At 34.4% G+C, this 24853-nt stretch carries 16 protein-coding genes; 9 read left to right on the top strand and 7 right to left on the bottom strand.

Annotated features, from left to right (window positions below):
* The first annotated feature begins 9 nt into the window (after positions 1-9).
* The 7 genes from KBJ98_RS11960 (at position 10) to KBJ98_RS11930 (ending at position 9809) form a co-directional block, all read left to right on the top strand.
* A complete protein-coding gene (locus KBJ98_RS11960) occupies positions 10-636 on the top strand; it encodes a hypothetical protein (protein WP_210790979.1) in 627 nt (208 codons plus the stop codon).
* Positions 637-664: 28 nt separating this feature from the next.
* Entirely contained in the window at positions 665-5008 is a 4344-nt protein-coding gene (locus KBJ98_RS11955) for a CusA/CzcA family heavy metal efflux RND transporter (RefSeq protein ID WP_210790977.1), read from the top strand.
* Positions 5009-6133, top strand: coding sequence for an efflux RND transporter periplasmic adaptor subunit (locus tag KBJ98_RS11950; protein ID WP_210790975.1), 1125 nt, complete (start codon positions 5009-5011; stop codon positions 6131-6133). It abuts the gene before it with no gap.
* Positions 6134-6478: 345 nt separating this feature from the next.
* Positions 6479-7348, top strand: coding sequence for a chromate resistance protein ChrB domain-containing protein (locus KBJ98_RS11945; RefSeq protein ID WP_210790973.1), 870 nt, complete (start codon positions 6479-6481; stop codon positions 7346-7348).
* A 56-nt stretch (positions 7349-7404) separates the two neighbouring features.
* Entirely contained in the window at positions 7405-7905 is a 501-nt protein-coding gene (locus KBJ98_RS11940; RefSeq protein WP_225899121.1) for a hypothetical protein, read from the top strand.
* A 12-nt stretch (positions 7906-7917) separates the two neighbouring features.
* The gene (locus KBJ98_RS11935; RefSeq protein ID WP_210790970.1) at positions 7918-9084 is read left to right on the top strand and encodes a chromate transporter; all 1167 of its coding nucleotides are present in this window, start codon (positions 7918-7920) and stop codon (positions 9082-9084) included.
* Positions 9081-9809 carry a superoxide dismutase gene (locus tag KBJ98_RS11930; RefSeq protein ID WP_210790968.1) on the top strand — a complete coding sequence of 243 codons (729 nt, stop codon included), beginning with the start codon at positions 9081-9083 and terminating at the stop codon, positions 9807-9809. The genes KBJ98_RS11935 and KBJ98_RS11930 overlap by 4 nt, the downstream gene beginning before the upstream one ends.
* A 184-nt stretch (positions 9810-9993) precedes the next feature.
* Here the strand turns inward: KBJ98_RS11930 and KBJ98_RS11925 are convergent, their stop codons facing one another.
* Entirely contained in the window at positions 9994-10749 is a 756-nt protein-coding gene (locus KBJ98_RS11925) for an NUDIX hydrolase (RefSeq protein ID WP_210790966.1), read from the bottom strand.
* 340 nt (positions 10750-11089) lie between these two features.
* On the opposite strand from KBJ98_RS11925, the gene KBJ98_RS11920 reads away from it, so the two are divergent.
* Entirely contained in the window at positions 11090-11404 is a 315-nt protein-coding gene (locus KBJ98_RS11920; protein ID WP_210790964.1) for a hypothetical protein, read from the top strand.
* A gap of 307 nt (positions 11405-11711) precedes the next feature.
* Here the strand turns inward: KBJ98_RS11920 and KBJ98_RS11915 are convergent, their stop codons facing one another.
* From KBJ98_RS11915 to KBJ98_RS11895, 5 genes are all read right to left on the bottom strand, one after another.
* The gene (locus KBJ98_RS11915) at positions 11712-13169 is read right to left on the bottom strand and encodes a glycoside hydrolase family 30 protein (protein WP_210790962.1); all 1458 of its coding nucleotides are present in this window, start codon (positions 13167-13169) and stop codon (positions 11712-11714) included.
* Between the two features lie 22 nt (positions 13170-13191).
* The gene (locus tag KBJ98_RS11910) at positions 13192-14658 is read right to left on the bottom strand and encodes a glycoside hydrolase family 30 protein (RefSeq protein WP_225899120.1); all 1467 of its coding nucleotides are present in this window, start codon (positions 14656-14658) and stop codon (positions 13192-13194) included.
* A 2-nt stretch (positions 14659-14660) separates the two neighbouring features.
* Complete coding sequence (locus tag KBJ98_RS11905; protein ID WP_210790960.1) at positions 14661-15506, bottom strand: endonuclease/exonuclease/phosphatase family protein; 846 nt, start codon at positions 15504-15506, stop codon at positions 14661-14663.
* A gap of 209 nt (positions 15507-15715) precedes the next feature.
* The gene (locus KBJ98_RS11900) at positions 15716-17224 is read right to left on the bottom strand and encodes a RagB/SusD family nutrient uptake outer membrane protein (RefSeq protein ID WP_210790958.1); all 1509 of its coding nucleotides are present in this window, start codon (positions 17222-17224) and stop codon (positions 15716-15718) included.
* 14 nt (positions 17225-17238) lie between these two features.
* Entirely contained in the window at positions 17239-20349 is a 3111-nt protein-coding gene (locus KBJ98_RS11895) for a SusC/RagA family TonB-linked outer membrane protein (protein WP_210790956.1), read from the bottom strand.
* 299 nt (positions 20350-20648) lie between these two features.
* Here KBJ98_RS11895 and KBJ98_RS11890 point away from each other — a divergent pair, with 299 nt between their 5' ends.
* Positions 20649-23522 carry a triple tyrosine motif-containing protein gene (locus KBJ98_RS11890; protein WP_210790954.1) on the top strand — a complete coding sequence of 958 codons (2874 nt, stop codon included), beginning with the start codon at positions 20649-20651 and terminating at the stop codon, positions 23520-23522.
* A gap of 44 nt (positions 23523-23566) precedes the next feature.
* Here the strand turns inward: KBJ98_RS11890 and KBJ98_RS11885 are convergent, their stop codons facing one another.
* Positions 23567-24853 carry a UDP-N-acetylmuramoyl-tripeptide--D-alanyl-D-alanine ligase gene (locus tag KBJ98_RS11885; RefSeq protein WP_210790953.1) on the bottom strand — a complete coding sequence of 429 codons (1287 nt, stop codon included), beginning with the start codon at positions 24851-24853 and terminating at the stop codon, positions 23567-23569.

The following is a 24853-nucleotide window of genomic DNA, read 5'->3' as shown; positions in this document are numbered from 1 at the left end:
AATTAAAAAATGTCAGAAATAAATCATCAAACAGTAGAAAAAAAACAAATTATCAAAGCTGTTATCTTCGCTTTAGTACTTTCTGTAATAATTTTAGTAAGCGCAGTTTTACCTGCTGAATATGGAATAGATCCAATAGGAACAGGCAAATTGTTTGGGTTCAGCAAACTTCATGTTCCAGAAAATGCGGAAGAAAATCAGCAGGAAACAACGACTCAAAAAGTATTTCCTTTAATAAAAATGGAAAAAGCAGGTTCAGGACCAGAAGTAAAAAGACCAGTCGAGGCAGATAACCCTGCACCTGAAAAACAATTTGCAGAAAGAGAAGATACTATTGAAGTTATCGTTCCAGCAGGAAAAAGCATTGAATATAAAATTTATATGCTGAAATACGGTAAAATGAAATACGAATGGACGACTAATAAAGGAATCGTTTATTTTGACTTTCACGGCGAAGTGAAACAAGCAAAAGAAGTTAATGATGTCTATTTTGAAAGTTATACGCTTGCCTATTCCAATAATATGGTAGGGACTTTCTACGCACCTTATGAGGGAAAACATGGTTGGTTTTTCAGAAACAATGAAAAAAAAGACATTATAGTTACTATAAAATTAAAAGGCCAGTATTCAATATAAGTAGTGAACATTCATTAATTCTAAAATTATGCTGAATAAAATCATAGAATTTTCAATCAAAAATAAGCTGATCGTTGGCCTTTTCATTGTGGCTCTCATAGGATATGGGAGTTATCAATTTACCAAATTACCAATCGATGCCGTTCCTGATATTACAGATAATCAAGTTCAGGTAATCACATCAGCACCATCGTTGGGCGCAACTGATATTGAACGACTGATTACATTTCCAATTGAACAAGCCAATAGTAATATTCCTGGACTGAAAGAAATTCGCAGTTTTTCTCGTTTCGGTTTATCAGTGGTAACCATTGTTTTTGATGATGCAACTGATGTCTATTGGGCTAGACAACAAGTAACAGAACGATTAAGTGCGGTAAAAGACCAAATCCCCAAAGGAATAGGCAATCCATTTCTAGCACCAGTAACTACTGGGCTGGGTGAAATTTACCAATATGCGGTTCGAACAAAACCCGGTTATGAAAAAAAATACGATGTAACCGAGTTGAGAACCATTCAGGATTGGATTGTTCGCCGTCAATTATTAAGCGTGGAAGGTGTTGCAGAAGTGAGTAGTTTCGGTGGAAAATTAAAACAATTTGAAATTGCCATTGACCCCAATAAATTACAATCGTATAATATTACGATTGCTGATGTTTTTTCTGCTTTAGAAAAAAACAATCAAAATACTGGTGGTGCTTATATCGAAAAAGGTCCGAAAGTTTTATACATCCGAAGTGAAGGATTGATTAATACCATCGAAAATATAAAAGACATTTCAATTAAAAACACCAGTAGCGGTAGTCCCTTATTTATCCGTGATGTAGCCGATGTTCGCATTGGTAGTGCTATCCGATATGGTGCTATGACTTTTAATAAAAAAGGAGTGCCATCTGGCGAAGTTTCAGGTGCAGTAGTGATGATGTTAAAGGGTGCTAACAGTAATGTGGTTATTAAAAAAATTAAAGAACGTATCGAGCAAATACAAAAAACCTTACCCGAAGGCGTTATTGTAGAGCCCTTTTTAGACCGAACAAAAATGGTGAATAATTCCATTTCAACGGTAGAAACGAATTTATTAGAAGGAGCATTGATAGTCCTATTTGTTTTAATTTTCTTTTTAGGAAATATAAGAGCAGGATTAATCGTTGCCTCAGTTATTCCTTTAGCTATGTTAATTGCAGTCATACTGATGAATATTTTTGGTGTGAGCGGTAATTTAATGAGTTTAGGAGCATTAGATTTTGGATTGATTGTAGATGGTGCCGTTATTATTGTTGAAGCATGTTTGTTTAGCTTACACAGCAGGAAAACTTCTCAAATCTCACAGCAAGAAATGGATAACACCGTATTGAAAACGTCTATAAAAATGCGTAATGTATCCGTTTTTGGAGAACTGATTATATTGATAGTATACATTCCAATTTTTACTTTGCGAGGTATTGAAGGAAAAATGTTTTTACCAATGGCACAAACAATTGCGTTTGCTCTTTTTGGTGCTTTTATATTGTCGCTGACTTATGTTCCCATGATGACTGCTTTGTTTTTGAATAAAAACATATCTCACAAAAAAAACTTCTCAGATAGAATGATGGAAAAATTAGAAAATTTCTATCAACCTCTTCTGAACAAAGCATTAGGAATTCCTCGAACAATTATTGCTGCAACTTTGGGATTATTTGTTTTGGCATTAATTACACTTTCGTTTATGGGTGGTGAATTTATGCCCTCATTAGAAGAAGGGGATTTCGCTGTAGAAACAAGGGTTTTACCGGGAAGTAATTTGCAAACTTCGATGACAGCTATTTCGCAGGGCGCAAAAATACTAATAGAAAAGTTCCCTGAAGTAGAGAAAATTGTTGGTAAAACTGGAAGCAGCGAAGTACCAACCGATCCAATGCCTATTGATGCCAGCGACATGATGATTATTTTAAAGGACAAAAGCGAATGGACTTCTGCCGAAACTTTTGACGAATTATCAGAAAAAATGGCAAAAGAATTAGAAGCTGTTCCAGGTGTTTCTTACGGTTTTCAATATCCGGTACAAATGCGTTTTAATGAATTAATGACGGGCGCAAGACAAGACGTGGTTTGTAAAATATTTGGAGAAAACTTAGATACCCTGGCTTTATACGCTAATAAACTGGGTAAAATTGTGAATACGGTCGAGGGTACTTCTGATCTTTATATAGAAACCGTTACCGGAATGCCACAAGTGGTAATTGACTACAATCGGTCAACAATAGCGCAATATGGATTGAACATTGAAGATATTAATCGAATAGTAAATACCGCATTTGCAGGACAAAGCACCGGAGTTATTTACGAAGGTGAAAAAAGATTTGATTTAGTAGTTCGTCTGGAAGGCGAAAAACGTCAGGATTTGGCAGATGTTCAAAATTTATTAATTCCAACACCAAATGGTATGCAAATTCCGTTATCCCAATTAGCAAAAGTTGAAATTACCGAAGGACCAAATCAGATACAAAGAGAAGACGCTAAACGTAGAATTGTGGTTGGTTTTAATATTCGAGGCCGCGATGTGCAAAGTATAGTAAAAGAGTTGCAAGGAAAAGTCGAAGCCCAAATAAAATTTCCCGCGGGTTACTATCCTACTTATGGCGGTGCATTTGAAAACCTAAATGAAGCCAAAAATCGTTTAATGATAGCTGTTCCGGTTTCATTATTATTAATATTTATTTTGCTTTATTTTGCATTCAATTCAGTGAAACAAGGACTATTGATTTATTCCGCGATTCCACTTTCTGCAATTGGAGGTATTTTCTTTTTAGCGTTGCGAGGAATGCCTTTTAGTATCAGTGCCGGAGTTGGTTTTATAGCCTTATTTGGTGTAGCGGTTCTGAATGGATTGGTATTAATTGCAGAATTTAACAGTATTCGGAAATCAGGTGAAACCGATTTGAAAGCGATTGTTTTGCAAGGAACTAAAATACGCTTACGTCCTGTTTTAATGACTGCATTTGTAGCCTCATTAGGTTTTTTGCCCATGGCATTAAGCAATGGTTCAGGTGCCGAGGTACAAAAACCATTGGCAACAGTTGTAATTGGCGGGCTATTGATTGCTACTTTATTGACCTTATTTGTTTTACCAATTTTATACATTATGTTCGAAAAAGGAGCTAAATTAAAATCAAAAAAAATGCAATCAATTACAACAATCATGGTATTGGGGTTGTTTTTTTCTTTTCAAAATGCAAGTGCCCAAGAAAAAATTTCACTTGAAAAAGCCATTGAAACTGCATTGGATAACAATATAAAAATAAAAAACGGAAAACTAAATTCTGAATATTTACAAAAAATGACCAAGACGGGCTACGATATTTCCAACACGGGAATTATTGGGGAATATGGTCAGTTTAACAGCAATGCTAATGATATAAAAATTGGCGTTTCACAAACTATTAAATTTCCGACAGTTTACAAAAGGCAGAAACAACTGCTAATTGAAGAAGCCAAAACTGGCGAATGGAACGAAGTCTTACAAAGAAAGGAATTGACAAGACAAGTGACAACAGTATTTTATGAAATGGTTTATCTCAAAGAAAAGGAAAAATTATTGCTAAAAAGTGATAGTATCTATTCTGAATTTTTAAGAAAATCAACACTTCGTTTTGACAAAGGAGAAAGCAATATATTAGAAAAAGCAACTGCCGAAAATCAATCAGGACAAATAAAAATTCAACTTCTGGAATTACAAAGTGATTATAAAATGACACAATTGCAATTCAAGTACATTCTTAATACAGATAAAGACTTTATCCCGGTTTCAGATAAATACAAATTGGATTTTGCTGAAAATTTAGATAAAAATGTTATAAGCAATCAACCCACTATAAAATTATTTGAGCAAGAAGTAAATAGCAACAAAGCGCAAATTTCACTTGAAAAATCTAAAAAATTACCCGAATTAATTGGCGGTGTTTATTGGCAGACATTCAAAACAAATACTGCGTTTCAAGATGGCTATAATGGCGTTTATGGACAATTTGGAGTGGCACTGCCGCTTTTCAATTCAAACATAAAAAACAGACAAAAAGCATTAGAAATCAACAGTCAAATTGCAGAAAATAATTTGACTAACGAAAAATTAAAACTGCAAAGTCAGTATCAGGAATTAATTCAAGAATCGAAAAAACACCAAGAAACTATTACTTATTTCGAAAATCAGGCTTTAAAGAATGTGGATTTGGTAACTAAAGCCGCTAATGATAAATTCATCAATGGTGACATCAATTATCTGGAGTGGGTAATGTTGATCAATCAAAATACAGAAATTCAAAGTAACTACATTGAAACGGTTAGAAAATTCAATGAAACAATTCTTAAATTAGGAAATTTAATATCAAAATAAATGAAAAATACAGTCATTACTTTAATAGGGTTATTTTTTCTGTACTCGTGTGGTAATAAAAAAACAGAAAACGAAACAGAAGCTACTCCAGCTATTGAAAACACAACAACACTTACCGATGCACAAATAAAAAATGCAGGTATTGAAACCGGAAAAATCGAGCAAAAAGAGATTTCATCATTATTAAAGTTAAATGGAAAAATAGATGTGCCACCTCAAAATTTAGTATCCATAAGTGTTCCAATGGGAGGATATTTAAAATACACCAAACTTTTAGAGGGAATGTATGTGACCAAAGGACAAGTTTTATGCGTAGTAGAAGACCAACAATACATTCAATTACAGGAAGATTACCTTTTGGCAAAAGCAAAAATAGGGTATGCAAAAGCCGAATTCGAAAGACAAAAAGAACTTAATCGAAGCAAAGCCAGCAGCGATAAAGTGTACCAACAAGCACAATCAGAATACAACTCACTATCGGTAATGGTACAATCGTATGGGGAGAAATTAAAATTCGCAGGAATAAATCCAAGTAATGTATCGGCAAAAAATATTTCAAAAAGCATCAATATTTATTCGCCAATAAGCGGATATGTGTCTAAAGTAAATGTAAATACTGGAAAATATGTAAATCCAAGCGATATTTTATTCGAGATTGTAAATCCTTCTGATATTCATTTGGCACTAACCGTATTCGAAAAAGACATTAACAAAATGGCAATTGGCCAGTCAGTTATAGCTTATAATAATACTGATCCAGAAAAAAAATATCCTTGTAAAATCATTTTAATTGGTAAAGACTTTTCCGAAAACAGAAGTACAGAAATGCATTGTCACTTTACAAGCTATGACAAATCACTTTTGCCAGGGATGTATATGAATGCTGAAATAGAATTAAAAAGTCAACAATCAAATGCGTTGCCATCAGAAGCTATTGTAAATTATGAAAACAAGAATTATGTTTTTGTTGCCAAAGAAAACAAACAATTTGTAATGAAAGAAGTTACAACAGGAAATACAGAAAATGAATTTACTGAAATTATTTCAGATGATTTGAATGAGGCTACTATTGTGATCAAAGGGGCTTATGCACTTTTGATGAAAATGAAAAATGTGGAAGAATAAAAAACGTAAATTTGCAATATGGACAGAAAAGAGTTTCTAAAATCAAGTACAATTATTTATTTACGTTTTTTAAAATATTTAGGGACATAGAATAATAAAAAGATAACTAGAATTATGAAAACAATTTCCATTGAAGATTTTTTTACAAATGTAAAACTATAAATTATTAATTCAGTTAAAAACACCCTTATTTCTTACGGATTCAAAGGGTGTTTTTTTACAATTAAACATTAAAAAAAAGCAACAACCCTTTTGATAATGTTACTTTAGACAACTGGAATTTTTCTCTCCTCTCTAAGTTTAATAAAAAATATATTAAACAAAAAAACTTATAAACAACTATAGATGAAATGGATCACTAGAGAACGACCTAAAATTGATAGAATAGCTTCCCCTTGGTTAATAAAAACTTTTGTGGACCTAGAGGCTGAATTTATTTATGTTCCATTCAACGAAGTTTTAGATAAAGCAAAAGAGTTTGAGGCCATTCCATTTGACATTCCTAATGTGGAATTTACACATTACAACGAGCAAAGTACCTTTGACTACATCGTAAAAAAATATGAAATTAAAGACCCTGCTATTCTAATTATAGCAGATATTGTTCGTGGTGCAGATACGGACAGACATGATATTGCAAAAGAATCCGCGGGACTTTGGGCTATTTCAGCTGGTCTTTCCTATAATATTACTGATGATTATAAATTATTGGAAAGCGGAATGGTTATTTATGATGCCCTGTACAGTTGGGCTACAAATTTATATGAACAAAATCATTTACAGAATAGTCCTTTTGAAAATATGTTGCACGAAGTGTATCATAAATTTTTAAAGGAGAAAAAAATAAATAATAAGAAAGCACCAGATTGGGTTAAAGACTTAAAAGCAATTATTCAGGATCAGATTGATACCCAATTCACTTTTGACTTAAAGAAGATTTCTAATGATTTAGAGCTTAATCCTTCCTACTTATCAAGGGAGTTTTCAAAGTATTTTGAAGATCTTAATTTTGGTGATTATGTTAGAAAATTACGAATAGAGAAAGCAATTACTCTTATTCAGAATTCAAGCTATACACTTACTGAAATAGCCTATATGACGGGGTTTTCAGATCAAAGTCATTTTACGAGAATATTCAAGCAGAGTACAGGAAAAAATCCTTCCTCCTATCGAAAAAATATACAAAAAAGTAATCCAGATACAAAAGGTAAATAACATACTATTTATACTTATTTAACCTATATAGTTTTGTAAAAAAAAACACAAACTATATGATTCCCTTCAAACATTTTCTGCTTCCTGCTTTATTAGTATTTTCTTTTTCTGCTATTGGACAAACAACCTATCCAAAAATTACGGGCTATTTTGGTGTAGTTCATCCTATAGTAACTTTCAGTGAAGATGAAACTACTTTAAACTTTAAAGATTATTACGCTGTTGGTTTTCCAACAGGAATTAACATATGGAAAAGCTCTAAAATTGGTTTTTCCTTTGAAATAGTTCCTAATATAAGAGCAGAAGATGGAATCAGTAAAGTCAATAGTTTATTATTTCATCCTGGCGTGCTGGTAGCACTAGGAAACGGCTACACATTTGCAGGCAGAGCCGCTTTTGAAACTAATGGTAGATATGGCGTAACTCCAGTATTCAACAAAACAGTAATAAAAAATGCCAACAGCAGTTATTATGTTGCCATTCCATTACCGGTTAGGTTTGGAAATGACCATCCAGCCAATTTTACTGTAGGTTTCCAATTTGGTATAGCCTTTTAGAATATCTTATTTATGAAAGAAAATCCAATATATAATTTAAAAGAGTTGCTTCTTTATTTCCTGAAATTAGGGACAACTGGTTTTGGCGGTCCAGTAGCATTGGTTGGTTATATGCACCGAGATTTAGTCGAAGATCAAAAATGGATTTCTGAAGATGAATATAAAGAAGGCTTAGCCTTGGCGCAATTAGCACCAGGTCCGTTAGCGGCACAATTAGCCATTTACCTTGGATTTGTACATTATAGTTTTTTAGGGGCAACGTTGATTGGTTTTGCCTTTATTTTGCCTTCTTTTATAATGGTGGTGCTATTGGGCATCGTTTACAAGTTATACGGAGGATTATCTTGGATACAAGCCGTTTTTTATGGTGTAGGTGCGGCTGTTATTGGTATTATTGTAATGAGTTCCTATAAACTAACGATAAAATCTATCGGCAAATTTAATGTAATCTCTTTTAAAACGAATTGGTTATTGTGGCTGTTTTTTGTAGTAGCAATAGTTGTAACATTGGTTACACAACAGGAACAAGTTTTGTTATTTGTATTGGCGGGGATTATATATATGTTTGTCAAAGCACCACCAAAATGGTTTAATGGTAAAACAACCAATTCTATTGTTTTATTACAAGTTGGTTTTTGGAACTATGACAATTCTACTCTTATGAAAATTGCTGTCTTTTTTGCCAAAGCGGGAGCTTTTGTATTTGGTAGTGGATTGGCAATTGTACCCTTTTTACATTCAGGTGTCGTAGTAGAAAACCAATGGTTAACGGAACATCAATTTGTTGATGCGGTTGCCGTAGCAATGATTACACCTGGTCCAGTTGTTATTACTGTTGGCTTTATTGGTTATTTAGTTGCTGGTTTTCCGGGTGCTTTGGTTGCTGCTTTCGCTACATTTTTACCGTGTTATTTATTTACAATCGCTTTGGCTCCATCCTTTAAGAAAATAGCGCAAAACCAATCTATCAAAGCTTTTGTAGATGGAATTACTGCGGCAGTTGTTGGGGCATTGGTGGGAGCTGTTGGTGTAATTGCATCTAGAAGTATTTTGGATATTCCAACAACGCTAATAGCTATTGCAACAATTTTTGCTTTACTTTATATCAAGAAAATTCAAGAACCTTATATTATTGCGGCATCAGCAGTTGTTGGGGTTCTTATAAAATTAATATTATGAACAGAAAAGATTTTTTAAAATCGAGTACTTTATTTGGAGCAGCAGCATTAGTGCTTCCTACTACGAATGCGTTTGCTGAAAATTTATCCGATAATTCTATTGATAAATTGGTTGATGCAAATGGCAATTATATTCAACAAACATTACCGTATAACGAAAGTTTTTTAGAACCTTACATGGATGCGGAAACCTTACATCTACATTATACTTTTCATCACGGCGGGGCGGTAAAAGGCGCAAACAAGGATATGCAAATGATTAAAAAAGCATTGGATGAAAACAATTTGGAAACAGTTGATTTTTGGACAAAAAAACTATCGTATCATTTTTCATCTCATATCTTACATTCAATATTTTGGACAAATCTTACGAATAAAAGCAACATGCCACAAGGAAATTTGCTGAAACGAATTGAGAAAAGCTTTGGTAGTTTCGACAGATTGAAAGTCTTAATTGCAGCTACCGCAAAAAATGTTGATGGTAATGGTTGGGGTATAGTAGCCTATCAACCTTATAGTGATGGGCTTGTAGTTCTACAATGTGAAAACCACGAAAAACTAACGCAATGGGGTGCAATTCCAATATTAGTTATTGATGTTTGGGAACACGCCTATTATTTGAAGTACAAAAATAAGCGAACTGATTTTGTAGATGCTTTGTTTAACATTATAAATTGGGACAATGTAGCGCAAAGATTGAATGACGCTGAGAAATTAATGAAGTAGAATTGTAGCCGGTAAAACTTTTAATTCTAGAAATTGAACAGTCCATTAATCACTTGCGTTTTCTAAATGCTTATTAGTTTAAGCTATCAAAAAATGCCAAAATTGGTATCAAGTGTTCGATTTCAATCCCTGACAGCCCACAGAAAACTCCTTAAGAAATTAAGGAGTTTTTTTATTTCTAATTCTACCAACCTTGGTTGATTCCGTTTTTAACTACTGCCTCGTATTTTTCTTTATCAAAGCGGTATAAGTTAGGTGCTTTGTGAGCAACATTGCTCTTCTTCTCGTCAAGTTTTATCAGTATCCCAATAGCTGTAATCTTTCTTAAAAAATTACGACGGTCTAATTTTTTTCCTAAAATGGTTTCGTATAATTTTTGTAATTCTGGAATTGTAAATTTTTCAGGTAGCAAATTGTAACCAACAGGTGTAAGATTTAATTCGTTTCGTAATGTAGCTAATGCTTTATCTAGAATTTCTTTATGGTCCAAAACCAATTCAGGAACGGCATCATGGTCAATCCATTCCACAATTTCATCAGCTGCCAATGGCTGCGGAATGGTTTGTAAAAAATCAACTAATGCATAGTAACCAACTGTAACAAAACGACTAGCAAACCATTTTCCATCTTCGATTGGTATGTTATAAAAGCGTAGAATGTTGTTGCTCACCTCTACATCGCAGCGGTTTGCGGCACCAAAAGTTGAAAATTGTCTTAAAAAAATTCCATTTAAACCTGTTCTACGGTGCAAAACCGTTACGGCAGCTTCATCAATTCCTTCATTTAAAGACACAAAACCTCCCGGCAAAGCCCATTTATTACTGTACTTTGTTTTGATTAATAACACTTTTAATTGGTTGTCATGAAATCCAAAAATCACGCAATCTATTGATAAACCGGGTTGGTATAATTCTTTATTTTCTAAAACGCTCTTTAACATGGGACTTTCACTCTTGAAATTAGTACACTTTTATGAGGCGCAATTTAGTATATTTTTACTCGGAAATTAAAACAGTAAATTTTTTTGAATGTGAGAAAGTTCCTTTTGGGAGAAATTAAATTCCGCAAGCGAATTTCCTAATTTTAAAGAAAGAATGTAGAAATATATTTTTCTGTTTCATTGTCGATTTGGTTATTTAAATTATGTAAAAATCATTAGCAAAAATATTGTAACGCAATGTTTTTCAAATGTGTTTTTTGCATTGCTTCATTATTACGAAACAAACGAGATTAACTGCGGATTAAAAAAATCATCGCTATGAGAAAAAGTTACTTTCAAATTGAGTTCTAAAGATTTGCCTGTAAAACAAGCGGCTTTTATTGAATCATCAAAACCTGCACATCTCGTTTTTACTGGTGAATCTTTATTTAAAGAATTCAAAAGGTCTCCAAAAACTATAGCATTTTATGAAAGTTTAGTGCAAATCTTTTTGGGAGCTTCAAAAAAACCAGAAACCGAAGATGAGAAAAAAGCAGTTTTATTTTTTGAAACAATGTTATCTGATATGCTAAAAAACAAATTGGTTTTGTTATCTGGAAGTAAATTTACTGAAGAAAATATTGATGGAATTTTAATAGCGGCCAATAAAAAATAAAAAGATTTTGAAAGCAAAGCATAAAAAGTGTCTCATTACAACGCTTTAAAAAGGAATGATTTCTTCTTATTTGAGTCGCACTGAAATTTAATTGTTGGTTAAATTGCAAACAAAAACGCAGTAAGCAGTATGTTGAAATACTGTTTGCTGCGTTTTTTAATTTTGAACTAATTTTTAAATTTGATAGGAACCTTTTAGCTACTGTTAAGAATTTATTTAGTTACCGTTCCGAATTCTAAAAAATTCAAGTTGAAGTTCCCTTTTTTAAAATAAATTTTTCATTAGATTAGTTTTAAAAACAGATGTTCTAGTATACCAAGGTTTGAATGCCGTGCGCGGGGATTTCGATTACTGTTTTTTCATTAGAGATGATCAAATTGTAAGTTACATTTTTATCTCCTTGATTCATTACTACCGTTACCATTTTACCGTTTTTATTTAAAAATGATGTACTGATTAAAGAGCTTCGGCTTACCGCCGTACTCACTCTTTTGGCATCTGGTCGAATGAATTTAGAAAAATGGCCAATGTAGTAATAGCTTGGTGTATAAATAAGTTCTCCCGAATTAGTGTCAGCGTGGATTGGTGCAAAACAGAAGTTCCCCACATGATTCGGACCCCCATTTTGGTCTAAAAGAATATTCCAGTCCGTCCATCCAACGGTGCCGTTATTAAAATCGTGAATCATGTTAGTGCCGTAACGTTCGCCATTAGCCCACAATTGGTATTTATTGGCATCAAATTTCTCCACGCAACCTTCAGTAAACAAGAGGTTTTTTGTGGGGTATGCCTCATTGACTTTTTGAATATTTTCAAACATAGGCGCACCGCCTGCCCAAGTTTCGTACCAATGAAATCCGATTCCCCAGGCATATTTTGATGCTTCTGGATCAGAAAAAATGACATTTGCTCTTTGATTTATTAAATCTCGGTTATGATCCCAAACAACAATTTTTTTATCGCCTAAGCCTTCTTTCTTTAAGGTTGGTCCGAGAAAGTTTTTTAAGAAATCGCGTTCAGCCTCGGCAGTATAAATACATGATTCCCAAGTTTGGGTAGCCATAGGTTCGTTTTGTACCGTAAGTCCCCAAATAGGCATTCCCTCTTTTTCATAGGCTTTTATAAATTTAGCGTAATAATTGGCCCATGCTTGATTGAATTCAGGTTTCAAAGTTCCGCCTTTCAACATATTGCCAGTGCTTTTCATAAATGCAGGTGGGCTCCAAGGTGAAACATACAGTGTTAATTTTCCACCAGCCGTTTTGATTGCTTCCTTGATCATCGGGATGCGGTATTTTTGATCGTGGTCAATGTTAAACGATTTTAGTTCACTATCGCCTTCTTTCACGTAAGTATAACTTCCACTTGAAAAATCAGAACTATGAATTGTTGTTCTTAGTAGCGAATAACCAATTCCGTTTTCAGTATTGTAATAGGCTTGCAGTAATTCTTGCTGTTTGCTTTTACTTAATTTTGCAAAAACTTCCGCGCTTGCGTCAGTTATTGCTCCACCTATGCCCATGAATGTTTGAAAAGTCTTGTTTGGTTCTACAAAAACTGAAATCTCAGTTTCAAGGGGTTGTTTGGCTATACCGAAACTCAATTTGTCTGTTGGAGACAGTCGCAATTTTGTATTTTCTGCTGTGGTATACACCGTAATGGTTTTGCCGGATGTTGTAAATGCTGCAGTTTGATTTGCTTTTTTGGGTTGAGAAAAGGCAAAAAAAGTTGTTGCTGCAAGTGCTAAAGTTGTTGTTTTTTTCATTTGTATTGAATAAAATGTGCTTTTACCAAATATAAGTTCCTACTGAATTTCCTTCTAATGAAGTAGTAATCCATGTTCCGTTGTATTTGATGTTGAATAAAGTAGTTGTTTCTCCGTCGTTTTCAATTAATAAAACTTTTTTTCCTGCAGGGGTTTTAAAAGCAACGGTATTTAAATTTCCTGAATTGTTGCTTGAAATGCGTACAGAGCCGGTTGGAACAAATTTTGAAGCATGAGCAATAATATAGTAGCCAACATTTCTAGTAAAGCTATCGCTGCTATTAATGGTCAATGCTCCTTTACAAGTTGTACAACCACCGGGAGTATTTGGATCGAAAGAGGCATTATTGGCTAAATTCCATTCTAAAGCTGTTTTACTCCAATTGCGCATAGAGCCGATGATTACATTTTTCACATGCCATTTTAAATCTCCAGAAAAACTACCTGTTGACGAGGTGTACTGCTCTGTAAAATAAATGTTTTTGGTAGGGAAAGCATTGTGAACGGTTTCAAGTGCGCTGATATCGCCTTCGTAAAGGTGAAATGCCGACCCGTCTACAAAGGGATTTGCTCCTGTGTCTCCCAAAACAGCTATAGGATATTCGGGTTTATTGCAATTATGGTCGTACGCTACAATTTTTGTGTTGAGGTTTGCAGCTTTAAATTCTGGACCTAAATGATTTTTAATAAAATCAGCTTGTTGTTGCGCCAGCATTAACATACTTGGATTGTTGCCAGGATGTAAGGGTTCGTTTTGAGGTGTAATGGCATCAATTGTTATTCCTTCGGCCTTCATGGCTTGAATGTATTTCACAAAATATTTCGCATATACATTGTAAAATTCGGGTTTTAAACTTCCTCCAACAAAACTGTTATTGTCTTTCATCCAAACTGGCGGAGACCATGGTGTTGCCATAATTTTGATTGTCGGATTTATGGCTATAATCTCTTTTAACATCGGGATTACATCTGCTTGATCAGGAGTCAAACTAAATTTAGATAGTGTAACATCTGTTTGCCCATTTGGAAGATCATCGTATGTGAATGGTGTCGCATTTAAGTCTGATGCGCCAATACTTAGACGTAAATAACTAATTGCAATTCCGTTAGCATCATTACCGAATAACTCCTTTAAAAGTTCTTGTCTTTTTTGTGCTGAAAGTTGATTGATAACTTGAGCACTACCACCTGTTAGTGTATAACCAAAACCGTCAATAGTCTGAAATGTTTTGCTTTCATCCACTTCAATGTTAGCATAAGTATTTGTACTGTTGCCAAAAGTCAAATTACCCGGCTGTTTTTGTAATAGTATAGTTTGATTGCCTTTGGTTAACCAAAAATCCATTTGATTGGTTCCAGTTGTAGGCGGTGTAGTAGGAGCGGGCGTAACTACAACCTCAGTAGTATCGCTTGACGACGAGCAGTTACTTGTGGCCATACTAAAGCTCAAAAGCAGTGCTAGTTTTATAGAATTTTGTAGTAAAGTCATAATTATTTCAGTTTTAACTCGACATACACTGGCAAGTGATCCGAAGGATATCTTAGGTCTTTCGAGTCGCTTAGAATAGCATATTTTGTTACGAGAAAAGGATTGTTTTTTGATAAAAAAATGTAATCAATTATTTTAGTTACAGGTTCGTTGTGTTTAAAACCATTGAATGTGCCGTTGGGGCCAAAAGGTTTTTGAATGCTGATATCTCTCGAGTCATCCATTGATTTTTTGAGTTGCTTGATGCGCTCTTCTTGAGGCTCAGAGTTGAAATCACCCATTAAAATAACAGGATAGTTTTGCGTGTTTAGTTGCTTTATTTTAGTTACAATCAAAGCCAAACTTTCTGTTCTTGCTTGCTCGCCCATGTGATCAAGATGGGTGTTGAAAACCCAGAGGTGTTTTTTAGTCTCTTTGTCTTTTAAAAGGGCGTAGGTACAAATGCGGTTTAGTGCAGCATCCCAACCTTTTGAAATAACATTTGGTGTTTCTGAAAGCCAAAAAGTAGCACCTTGTAACAGTGTAAAACGATCTTTTTTAAAAAATAGAGACGATGCTTCTCCTTGCTCAATTCCATCTCTGCCCATGCTGATATTTTTGTAGGTTTCATGCGCTACTGCAATATCACGAACTTGATTTGGTAGTGCCTCTTGAATACCAAAAATATCAGGATTGTAAAATTGTAATTGAGCGTTGAAGTAATCCTTTCTATTTGACCAATTGTTTATGCCATCACTAGCAATATCCAAACGGATGTTATACGTTAAGACCTTTAGACTTTGCGCCTCACAAATTGATGTCAGACATCCTAAAATGATACAAACGATTGTGTTTTTGAGTTGCTTCATATGTTTGTTTTATGATTAATTCCCTTCTAATGAGCTTTTAGCTAAAAGTAGTTAAAAGCTCGTAATGAAGGGCTTACTAAACAAAAAAATCAAATATAAATTATTAATTACCAGTATTATAAAGCGTTTTAGTCTTTTATTTTAGAACCAAGTCTAGAACGAGTTATAATTGTTCTAGACTTAATTTTAGCTTGAAGCAAAAACAGTGCTTAATTGTAGCCAGGATTTTGTTTCAATTTTGTTCCTTGTAATTCTCTTTCAGGAATTGGAAAAATTTCGTCTACTCCGGCATTAAAACCTCTGCTGCCTAATTTTGCAGTAGCATCGCCCCAGCGAACCAAGTCAAAAAAGCGGTGTCCTTCTCCTGCCAATTCCATTCTTCTTTCGTTTTTGATCGCGTCAATAGTAACAGGAATTGATGGTAGACCAACTCTACTTCGAACTGCGTCAAGTAATGCTTGTGCTCTTGGTCCTGATCCTAATGCTTCTGCTTCCATTAAATAGGTGTCGGCCAAACGCAAGATGTAGCTGTTTTGTTTGTAATTTAGTTCGGCAGCACCACCTCCAGTTCGTACATCTTCTTTTCGGGGTAAAAATTTATTCAAAAAGTAGCCTGTGTCTTGGTATGCGCCAATATAATTTGCTTGTCCAGCTGCTTTTAAAGTTTTTAAATCATAAATCGTTGATTCAAAACGCGGGTCATTCTTTATTGCATCATACAAATCTTGTGTGATTAGGTTGAATGCCCAGCCAGAAGGTAAATCTGCTGCCGTCGACCCTACTGTTTTAGAATAACTTCTTGGACCAACCATTACGTTTAGTGAATTTCCTTCATCTCTTCCGGAACCCCAGAAACCCCAATCTGAATTACCGGCGCTTGTATGCGATACTTCAATTAATGATTCTGTGTTAAATTTGTTCCCTACAACCCATAGATCACTAAATTTAGTTAGCAATTTGTTTCCGTATTGATTAGTTGATCCAGGAGTTCCGTTTACTTGTGCTAGTATTGCCGCTGCTTCTGTTTTTTTACCTTGAAATAAATAAACTTTGCCTAACATGGCTTGTGCAGCGCCTTTGTTTAATCGGCCAGACTCAGTTTCAACATTAACTCGATTTGGGAGAAGGTTTATGGCATCTAACAAATCCTTTTCAATTTGTTCGTAAACAGCTTGTGGTGTTGCTTGCTCTACCGTGTACATATTTGTAGCTGTTAATGGATCGAGTAGCAAAGGAACATTTTTAAACAAGCGTACTAAATTGAAGTAGTAAATTGCTCGTAAAGCTTTTGACTCACCCGTAAAACGAGCCTTAACTTCTTCGGGCATTGCTACGCCCGGAATTTTTAAAAGTAAAGTGTTGGCTCTAAAAATTCCTTGGTAGTGGTCGTTCCAGTAACTTCCCGGAACGGTAGTTGGAGTTAAGGAGTGCGATGAGAAACCTTGAATTCCAGCACCATCAGTTGGTCCTCCGCCACCTGCAAAATGATCATCAGATCCGGCATTCATCATCGCAATCATATTTTCGAAACCGCTAGAATTTTTTCTAATCGGGTCATAAACACCAACAAGAGCAGCAGTAGCTTGATCTTGATTGGCATAATAATTTTCAGATAAAAAGGAACCTTTTGGTGTAACTTCTACAAATTCTTCTGAGCATGATACCAGTGAAAGTACTGCAGTTGCTACGAATAGATTTTTTAGTAAGATCGTTTTCATAATTTTTTTATGTTTTAGAATTGTACATTAGCTCCAAGCATGAAGGTTCTTGCTTGCGGATAAATTCCTTTGTCGATGCCAAATACACCACCTCCAATTTCTGGATCGTAACCTGTGTATTTTGTTATGGTAAATAAGTTTTCAGCATTTACATAAAATCGTAGTTTACTTGCTCCAATTTTGCTAATGGCTTTGGTTGGTAATGAGTATCCTAATTGGATCAATTTTAATCTCAAATAATCTCCTTTTTCAAGATAAAAGTCAGACATTCTTCCAAAGTTGTTGTTGCTGTCGTTGTTCGTTAAACGTGGGTAAGTATTGGATGTACCTTCGCCTGTCCATCTGCCCAAAGCGCTTGTTTGGTAGTTCGCATTTCCTATATCTAGACGACGTAAACCTTGGAAAATTTTATTTCCAGCTGCTCCTTGCGAAAAGATCATTAAGTCGAAGTTTTTATAATCAAAGTTTAAAGTCAAACCGTAGGTGTATTTTGGAATATTAGTTCCTAAAAATTGTCTATCGTCATCGCCAATAGAGCCATTACCGTTGGTATCAACCCAACGGAAATCTCCTGGGCGTGCGTTAGGTTGAATTAATCCGCCAGAGGTATTGGTGTAAGCATCAATTTCGGCTTGGTTTTGAAAAATACCGGCAGTTTTAAACCCAAAGAAGGAATTGTATGATTGTCCTACTTGAGTTCTAGTTACTTGTCCCATTGATTGGAATGAAGCATCTCCTCCTATAAAATTTGAGTCAGAAGCTACATAAGTCACCCTATTTTCTAAATAAGCAATGTTTCCATTTGCAGAAAAATTAAGATCTCCGAAGCTTTTTTTGTATCCAAGTTCAATCTCGATTCCTTTGTTATCCATATCGGCAACGTTGCCCACTGGACTGGCAGTAACTCCAACATAACCTGGAATATTAATTGGTCTTAAAATTCCTTTTGTAGATTTTTTGTACATGTCTACAGTTAAGGTAAAATCGTTTAATAATTTCGACTCAAATCCGATGTTTGCTTGCGAAGTTTCTTCCCATCTCAAATCAGGGTTATCTAAAGTAAGATTTGCGTAACCCGTAGTGATTGCGCCTGTGTTTCCAAAAGAGTAATTGTAACCTCCTTCAACCAATGATAGGTATCTAAAATCCGGAATAGCATCATTACCAACAATTCCGTAACCTCCACGGATTTTAAAAGTATTTACAAATTTGTTTTCTTTCCAGAATTCTTCCTTGGTTACAACCCAACCTAAGTTGAATGATGGGAAAACACCAAATTTGTTATTGCCTCCAAAACGACTTGATCCGTCTCTACGAATAATACCCGTAAAAAGGTATTTTTCATCATAATCATAATTCACACGTGAAAACAACGAAGTTAATTTGTGCACAGTTGCATCGTAGGTGTAGCTAGTGCGGTCTGATTGTGGAATGTCAAAATTGAAGGAAGCATCTTTGTAATTCGATATTGGCAAACCAAATAAAGTAGCTCCTAAACCACCGCCAATATTATCAACGTACGAGCCTTGTCCTAATAATACGGTCAGGTTGTGTTTTGCAAATTTGTTGGTGTAAGTAACAATGTTTTCTACGTTCCAAGCAAAGCTTTTGTTTTCGCTTTTAGCGTAATTGTTTTTTAACACATTTGAAGTGGCACTTAAATAAAATACGGGAGTAAAACCTTGCCCGCCCCAAGTTGATAATTTTGCTCCAAGCGTAGACCTAATTTTTATATGTTTTGAAATACCTGCTTCTAAATAAGCATTTCCAACAATATCATCAGAAGTGGAAAAACTACCTAATCTTGTTTTGGCGTAGGCTAGTGGGTTGGTCATTTCTTGTCCAACTAAACTTGATATTCCGTAAGGATTGCCATTAGCATCTCTAATTACTGGATTTCCAGCGTATGGTGCTTGGTTAGCTTTTGTAGGATCTGTTTCAACTAATGGTGTAGTTGGGTCTAAGTTGATAGCAGAACTTAAAGGACCTCCAAATTCACTATTTGTATTTCCTATCCCTGTTGATTTTTGTCTAGAAAAACCAAGTGTTTGACCAAACGTAAACACGTCTGATATTTTGTGGGTAGAATTAAGTCGGAAGTTTTTCTTTGAAAAATTCGAAATTTCGGTCATAACGATTCCTTCTTGGTCCTGAATACCAAACGAAGCATAAAAGTTTGATTTTTCGCTACCCCCACTAAGGCTTACTTCATGTGAGTAACGGAATGCTGACTTATTGAAAATTGCTTTTTGCCAATCGGTTCCCACACCTAAGGATGATGGATTGGCAAACACAGGCGAACCACCTGCTGCAGTTGACTTTTCGTTTAATATAGTCGCGTATTGTGTTGCGTTTAGCAGATTTAGTGTTTTTTCAGGTGATGAAAATCCAGAAAATCCGGTATAACTTACTGCGATTTTACCATTTTTACCTTTTTTAGTCGTAATCAAAATAACTCCTGTAGCGGCGCGAGTTCCATAAATTGCTGCCGATGCGGCATCTTTTAAAACTTCGACAGATTCAATGTCAGATTGGTTCAAAAACCCAATTCCATTTCCATCTACCACAACACCATCAACTACCCAAAGCGGATTGTTTCCTCCATCTCCAAAAGTGGTGACACCTCTAACTCGGATTGTGCTTCCAGATCCTGGTTGACCTGAACTTGCTGCAATAGTGACACCAGAAACGCGACCCTGAAGAGCTTGCTCAATTCTTCCGTTAGGTACTTTTTCTAAGTCTTTTGCTTTTACACTTGATATCGCTCCCGTAACAACACTTTTCTTTTGAGTGCCGTATCCTACTACTACAACTTCCTGCAGGTTTTCGGTTGCTGGTTGTAATTTAATCGAAATATTTTGCCTTCCATTGATAACTTGGCTTGTGGTAGTATAGCCAACATAGCTAAACTCAAGTATTGCTTTTGCGTTAGCTGTTATTTGATAAAGTCCATCAAAATCGGTTGTAGTACCTTTTGTAGTTCCTTTAATAAGGATACTTACTCCTGGGATAGGCATACCAGTTTCGTCAGTGACTTTTCCTTTCACGCTTGTTTCCTGCGCTTGTGCAAACGCTGTGAAAAGAATAGATAATAGACAAAAAATAAACACTTTTGTAAATTTCATATTTCTAAAAATTTTGGTTAATTAATTAGCAATTTGATGCAATACTAACATTATATTTTTATAATTCATTTTTATAATTCCTTACAAAAACACATCAGATTGTATTTATTTACTTTACAAAAACACATCAAAATATTTTTAAAATATTGATGATCAAGTTTTAAAATTATTTTTTGTTTTATTTTCAGAATTGCAGTTGATTTAAAAACCACTACATTTATCTTTTATATGGAAAAATGTCTTTTTTTTGTGTGTTTAAAATTCTTGTGAGGTTTTTTTAATAAATTTTAGTTTAAAAAATGAAATTCCCTAATTATATTATTCTACTTCTTTGCTTATTTTCTGCATCTCTGTCTTGTTTTGGTCAAGTGAAAAATATAGGATTACCAGAGGTAAGAAATTATAAAAAGTTAGATTATCGAGCCGGAACTCAAAATTGGTGCATGGATCAGGATGCAAATGGAAATATGTATTTTGCAAACAACAATGGATTATTACAGTATGATGGGGCTTCTTGGCGCAGGTATGCTCTTCTAAATACGGTTGCGGTTAGATCGCTCAGAATTGATTCTTTAGGGCGGATTTATGTAGGAGGCTATGATGAGTTTGGTTATTACAAAGCCAATAGAAAGGGTAAATTGGAATATTTTTCGATTTCAAAATTACTAGAATCTAGTCGTATTAAGTCAATCGATTTTATATGGAAAATTCACTTGTATCAAGACGAAGTTATTTTTCAATCTTTTTCAAGAGCCTACATTTATAAAAGTGGAAAACTAAAAATCTTAAATCCTGTCAGCAGATTTCAATTTTCTTATGTGGTAAATAATCAGTTGATATTTCAGGATAAAGAAGCTGGTTTACTTGAATATGTCAATGGAGGATTGCGTCCGTTAAAAGGGACAACAATTTTAAATTCTACTGAAGTATGGGGTATTTTTCCTCTGTCAAACCAACAACTACTTATTGGTACCTTGGATAAAGGAATGTTTTTGTACAGTGAAGGAACCCTAAGTCCTTGGAAAACGGAGGCCAATCAATTTATGCTTCGCAATAGTTGTCTTGGTGGTGTTATGGTGGGTAAGAACAATATTGCACTCAACTCTGTTCTTGATGGAATTATAATTTGTGATTTGGATGGCAAAATTATCCAACACATCAATTACCAACAAGGATTGCAAAATAACACAGTTCTTTCCTCATTTATCGATAACAAGAAAAATTTGTGGTTAGGATTAGATAATGGTATTGCATTTGTAAATGAGAATTCGCCTTTTTCATTTTTTGGTTTTAGTTATAATTTAAGTACAGTTTATGCATCGGTAATTCACCAAGGTAATTTATATGTTGCTACCAATCAGGGATTATTTTATCACTCTTGGAATTCTAGTTTTAGAGATGGAAATTTTAAAATTGTTGCTGGTACCACTGGTCAAGCGTGGAATATTCAAGTGGTAAATGGACAACTCATTTGTGCGCACAATAGAGGTGCGCTATTAATTTCTGGAGCAAAAGTTGTAAAGGTTTTGAACGAAAAGGGGCATTTTGGTTTTAAATCGGTGCCCAATCAACCCAATTATCTAGTTGGTTCAACCTACAGTGGGTTCACGCTTTTTGAAAATTCTGAAACAGGATACCGTTTTAAAAATGCAATTTCAGGATTTGATTTATCTGTTAATACTTTTGAAATTGATCAGAATAATTTGTGGTTAAAAAAAGATAATTTGATGTATCAATTGGCTTTTAACTCTGATCTTACTCAATTTCATAAAGTTAAATCCTATTCTAATTTCAATGCTATAAATAAAGGTATTGGGAGTGTACAATTGCTTAATGGAATAGTTTATTTTCAAAATAAAAATCGCTTTTATCGCTTTTCTGAAGAACAATCCTTATTTTATGAGGATAGCAAAATTTCTAAAATATTTCAATATTTGCCTCAAATTTCGGCACTAAGCCAAGATAAATATGGAAACGTATGGTATTTCTATAAAGAGTCCTTAGGTGTTTTGCGCAAGCAAAATGGTGGTGGTTATAAGAATGAAATGGCTGCATTTAGTAATTTATCTGGTAATTTAGTGTCTAATTATATGTCAATAAATGTGATAAATCCCTCAGATATTTTAATTGGTCTTACAGATGGTCTTGCTCATTATAATGCTACGATTACTAATAACGCATTGCAAAAACCTCAAGCTTTTATTCGTAGTTTTTCATATCCAGAGGATACTATTTTGTTTGGTAATGGAGGCGCGACCACAGAATCAATAACGATTCCGTTTCGTGCTAATCGAGTGAGGTTTACATTCTCATCTCCAATCTATGAAAATTTAGAAAATGTAGAGTTTTCATACCAATTAGAAGGGTTTGATGAGCGCTGGAGTAACTGGTCGAATTCTTCTATTAAGGAATATACCAACTTAAGAGAGGGTAGTTATACTATGAATTTAAAAGTTAGAAATAGTAACGGAGTCGAATCTCAAGTAGTAAAAGTCGATTTTAGAGTTGCTCCGCCTTGGTATCGACATGCTTTGGCTTACCTCCTTTATGTGTTGCTTTTTGTGGGTTGTGTTTTCTTTGTTAGGAACCGAATTCAGGTTAAAATAAGAAAGAACAAATACTATGAAACTATAGAGCAACGAAGGCTATATCTAGAACGCGAAGCCAAAATTAGACAAGAGCAATACGATTTAGAAAAAGAGATTGAGAAATTAAAAAACGATAAATTAAAGATCAAAATTTTAGCCAAGGATAAAGAGTTGGTTAACAATTCACTGCAGGTTGTAAAGAAGAATAAGATTTTGAATGGAATTATCCATAAATTAAAAGATATTAATGCAGATGCTTTTGATGAGTCCACAAAGTTTCAGTTTTCCAAATTAAACAAAAGTATTGTAAAGGAAGTAAATGCAGATAAAAGTTGGAAGGATCTTGAAAAACATATTAAAAATGTTCATTTTGATTTCTTGAAACGATTGAAAGAACAATATCCTACAATTAGCCCGAGAGAGTTGGATTTGTCAACCTACCTTTTGATGAATATGTCTACAAAGGAAATTGCAGAAATCATGAACATTTCTACTGGTGGAGTAGAGTTGGCCCGTTATCGACTTCGTAAAAAGCTAGGGCTAAATAAAAAAGAAAATCTCACTGGTTTTCTTATGAGTATTTAAATTAACAAAGCCCTAATTACATTATTATAAGTAGGGCTTTGTTTTTATTTGATGTAGGCTGTAGTGCGTTCGAGTGCCATACCGCGAGATCCTTTTATCAAGATTGAATTATTATCGAATGTAATGTTGGCTAAATCTTTGGTAAAGTCATCAAAGCTTTCATAAAACAATAAATTTGATTGTGCTATTTGCTGGGCTTTAAAATCAGCTCCAACAAAATAACAAATGATGTTTGGTTCATTTTGTAACGATTCTACTATGATTTTGTGCTCTTGTGCACTTTCTTCTCCAAGCTCAAACATATCTCCTAAGACTAATATCTTATTTAAGTCTTGTAGCTGAATGAAATTAGCAATAGCAACCTTCATACTGCTTGGATTGGCGTTGTAGGCATCTAAGATAATCTTGTTGCTTCCTATTTGCATCAATTGCGATCGGTTGTTTTCAGGAATATAGTTTTCCAGTGCATCTTTAATATCGGTTAGTGCTACCTTAAAATAGGTTCCTATTGCAATGGCAGCATTAATATTGTTGGCATTGTACAACCCAATTAATTGTGATTGTATTTCAACGTTATGATAGTTTATTTTCACAAGAGGTTTTGCCTCAATAGCGGAGATGTTTATATCTGCTTCTTTTTTATTAACTCCAAAAGTGTAACGCTCTATTGAATTTGTTTTTTCTATCTGAATGTTATCTTCTAAGTTTACAAATGCTAGTTTGGTTGCTTTTTGAAGGTAGTTATACATTTCACTTTTACCTTTAATTACGCCTTCAACTCCCCCAAATCCCTCTAAATGTGCCTTTCCGAAATTAGTAATATATCCAAAATCTGGTTGTGCAATTTCGCACAAAAATTCAATTTCTTTTTGGTGGTTAGCACCCATTTCAACGATTCCTATTTCAGTTGTTTTGTCAAAGGAAAGAAGTGTTAAAGGCACGCCAATGTGATTGTTAAGGTTGCCCACCGTTGCCTTAGTATTGAATTTTTTTGACAAAACCACATTAATGAGTTCTTTCGTAGTTGTCTTTCCGTTACTGCCAGTAAGGGCCACAATTGGAATTTTCAAGTACAGTCTATGAAACTTAGCTAGCTCTTGTAATGTAGTTAAGCTATCTGGCACAAGTATGGTTCGGTGATCAATGAAATAGTTAGCATTGTCAATAATAACATATGATGCGCCTTTGATTAATGCTTCTTCAGCAAAAGTGTTCGCGTCAAACCGTTCTCCTTTGATAGCTACAAATAAAGATTTAGGTTCAATTTTTCGAGTGTCAATTGATATTGAGCTGCATTTAAGAAAAAGTTGGTGCAAATGATTGATGTCCAT

This window comes from Flavobacterium erciyesense (genome assembly GCF_018069925.1).
Lineage (GTDB): Bacteria > Bacteroidota > Bacteroidia > Flavobacteriales > Flavobacteriaceae > Flavobacterium > Flavobacterium erciyesense.
This window is presented reverse-complemented; position numbering and strand designations above follow the sequence as displayed.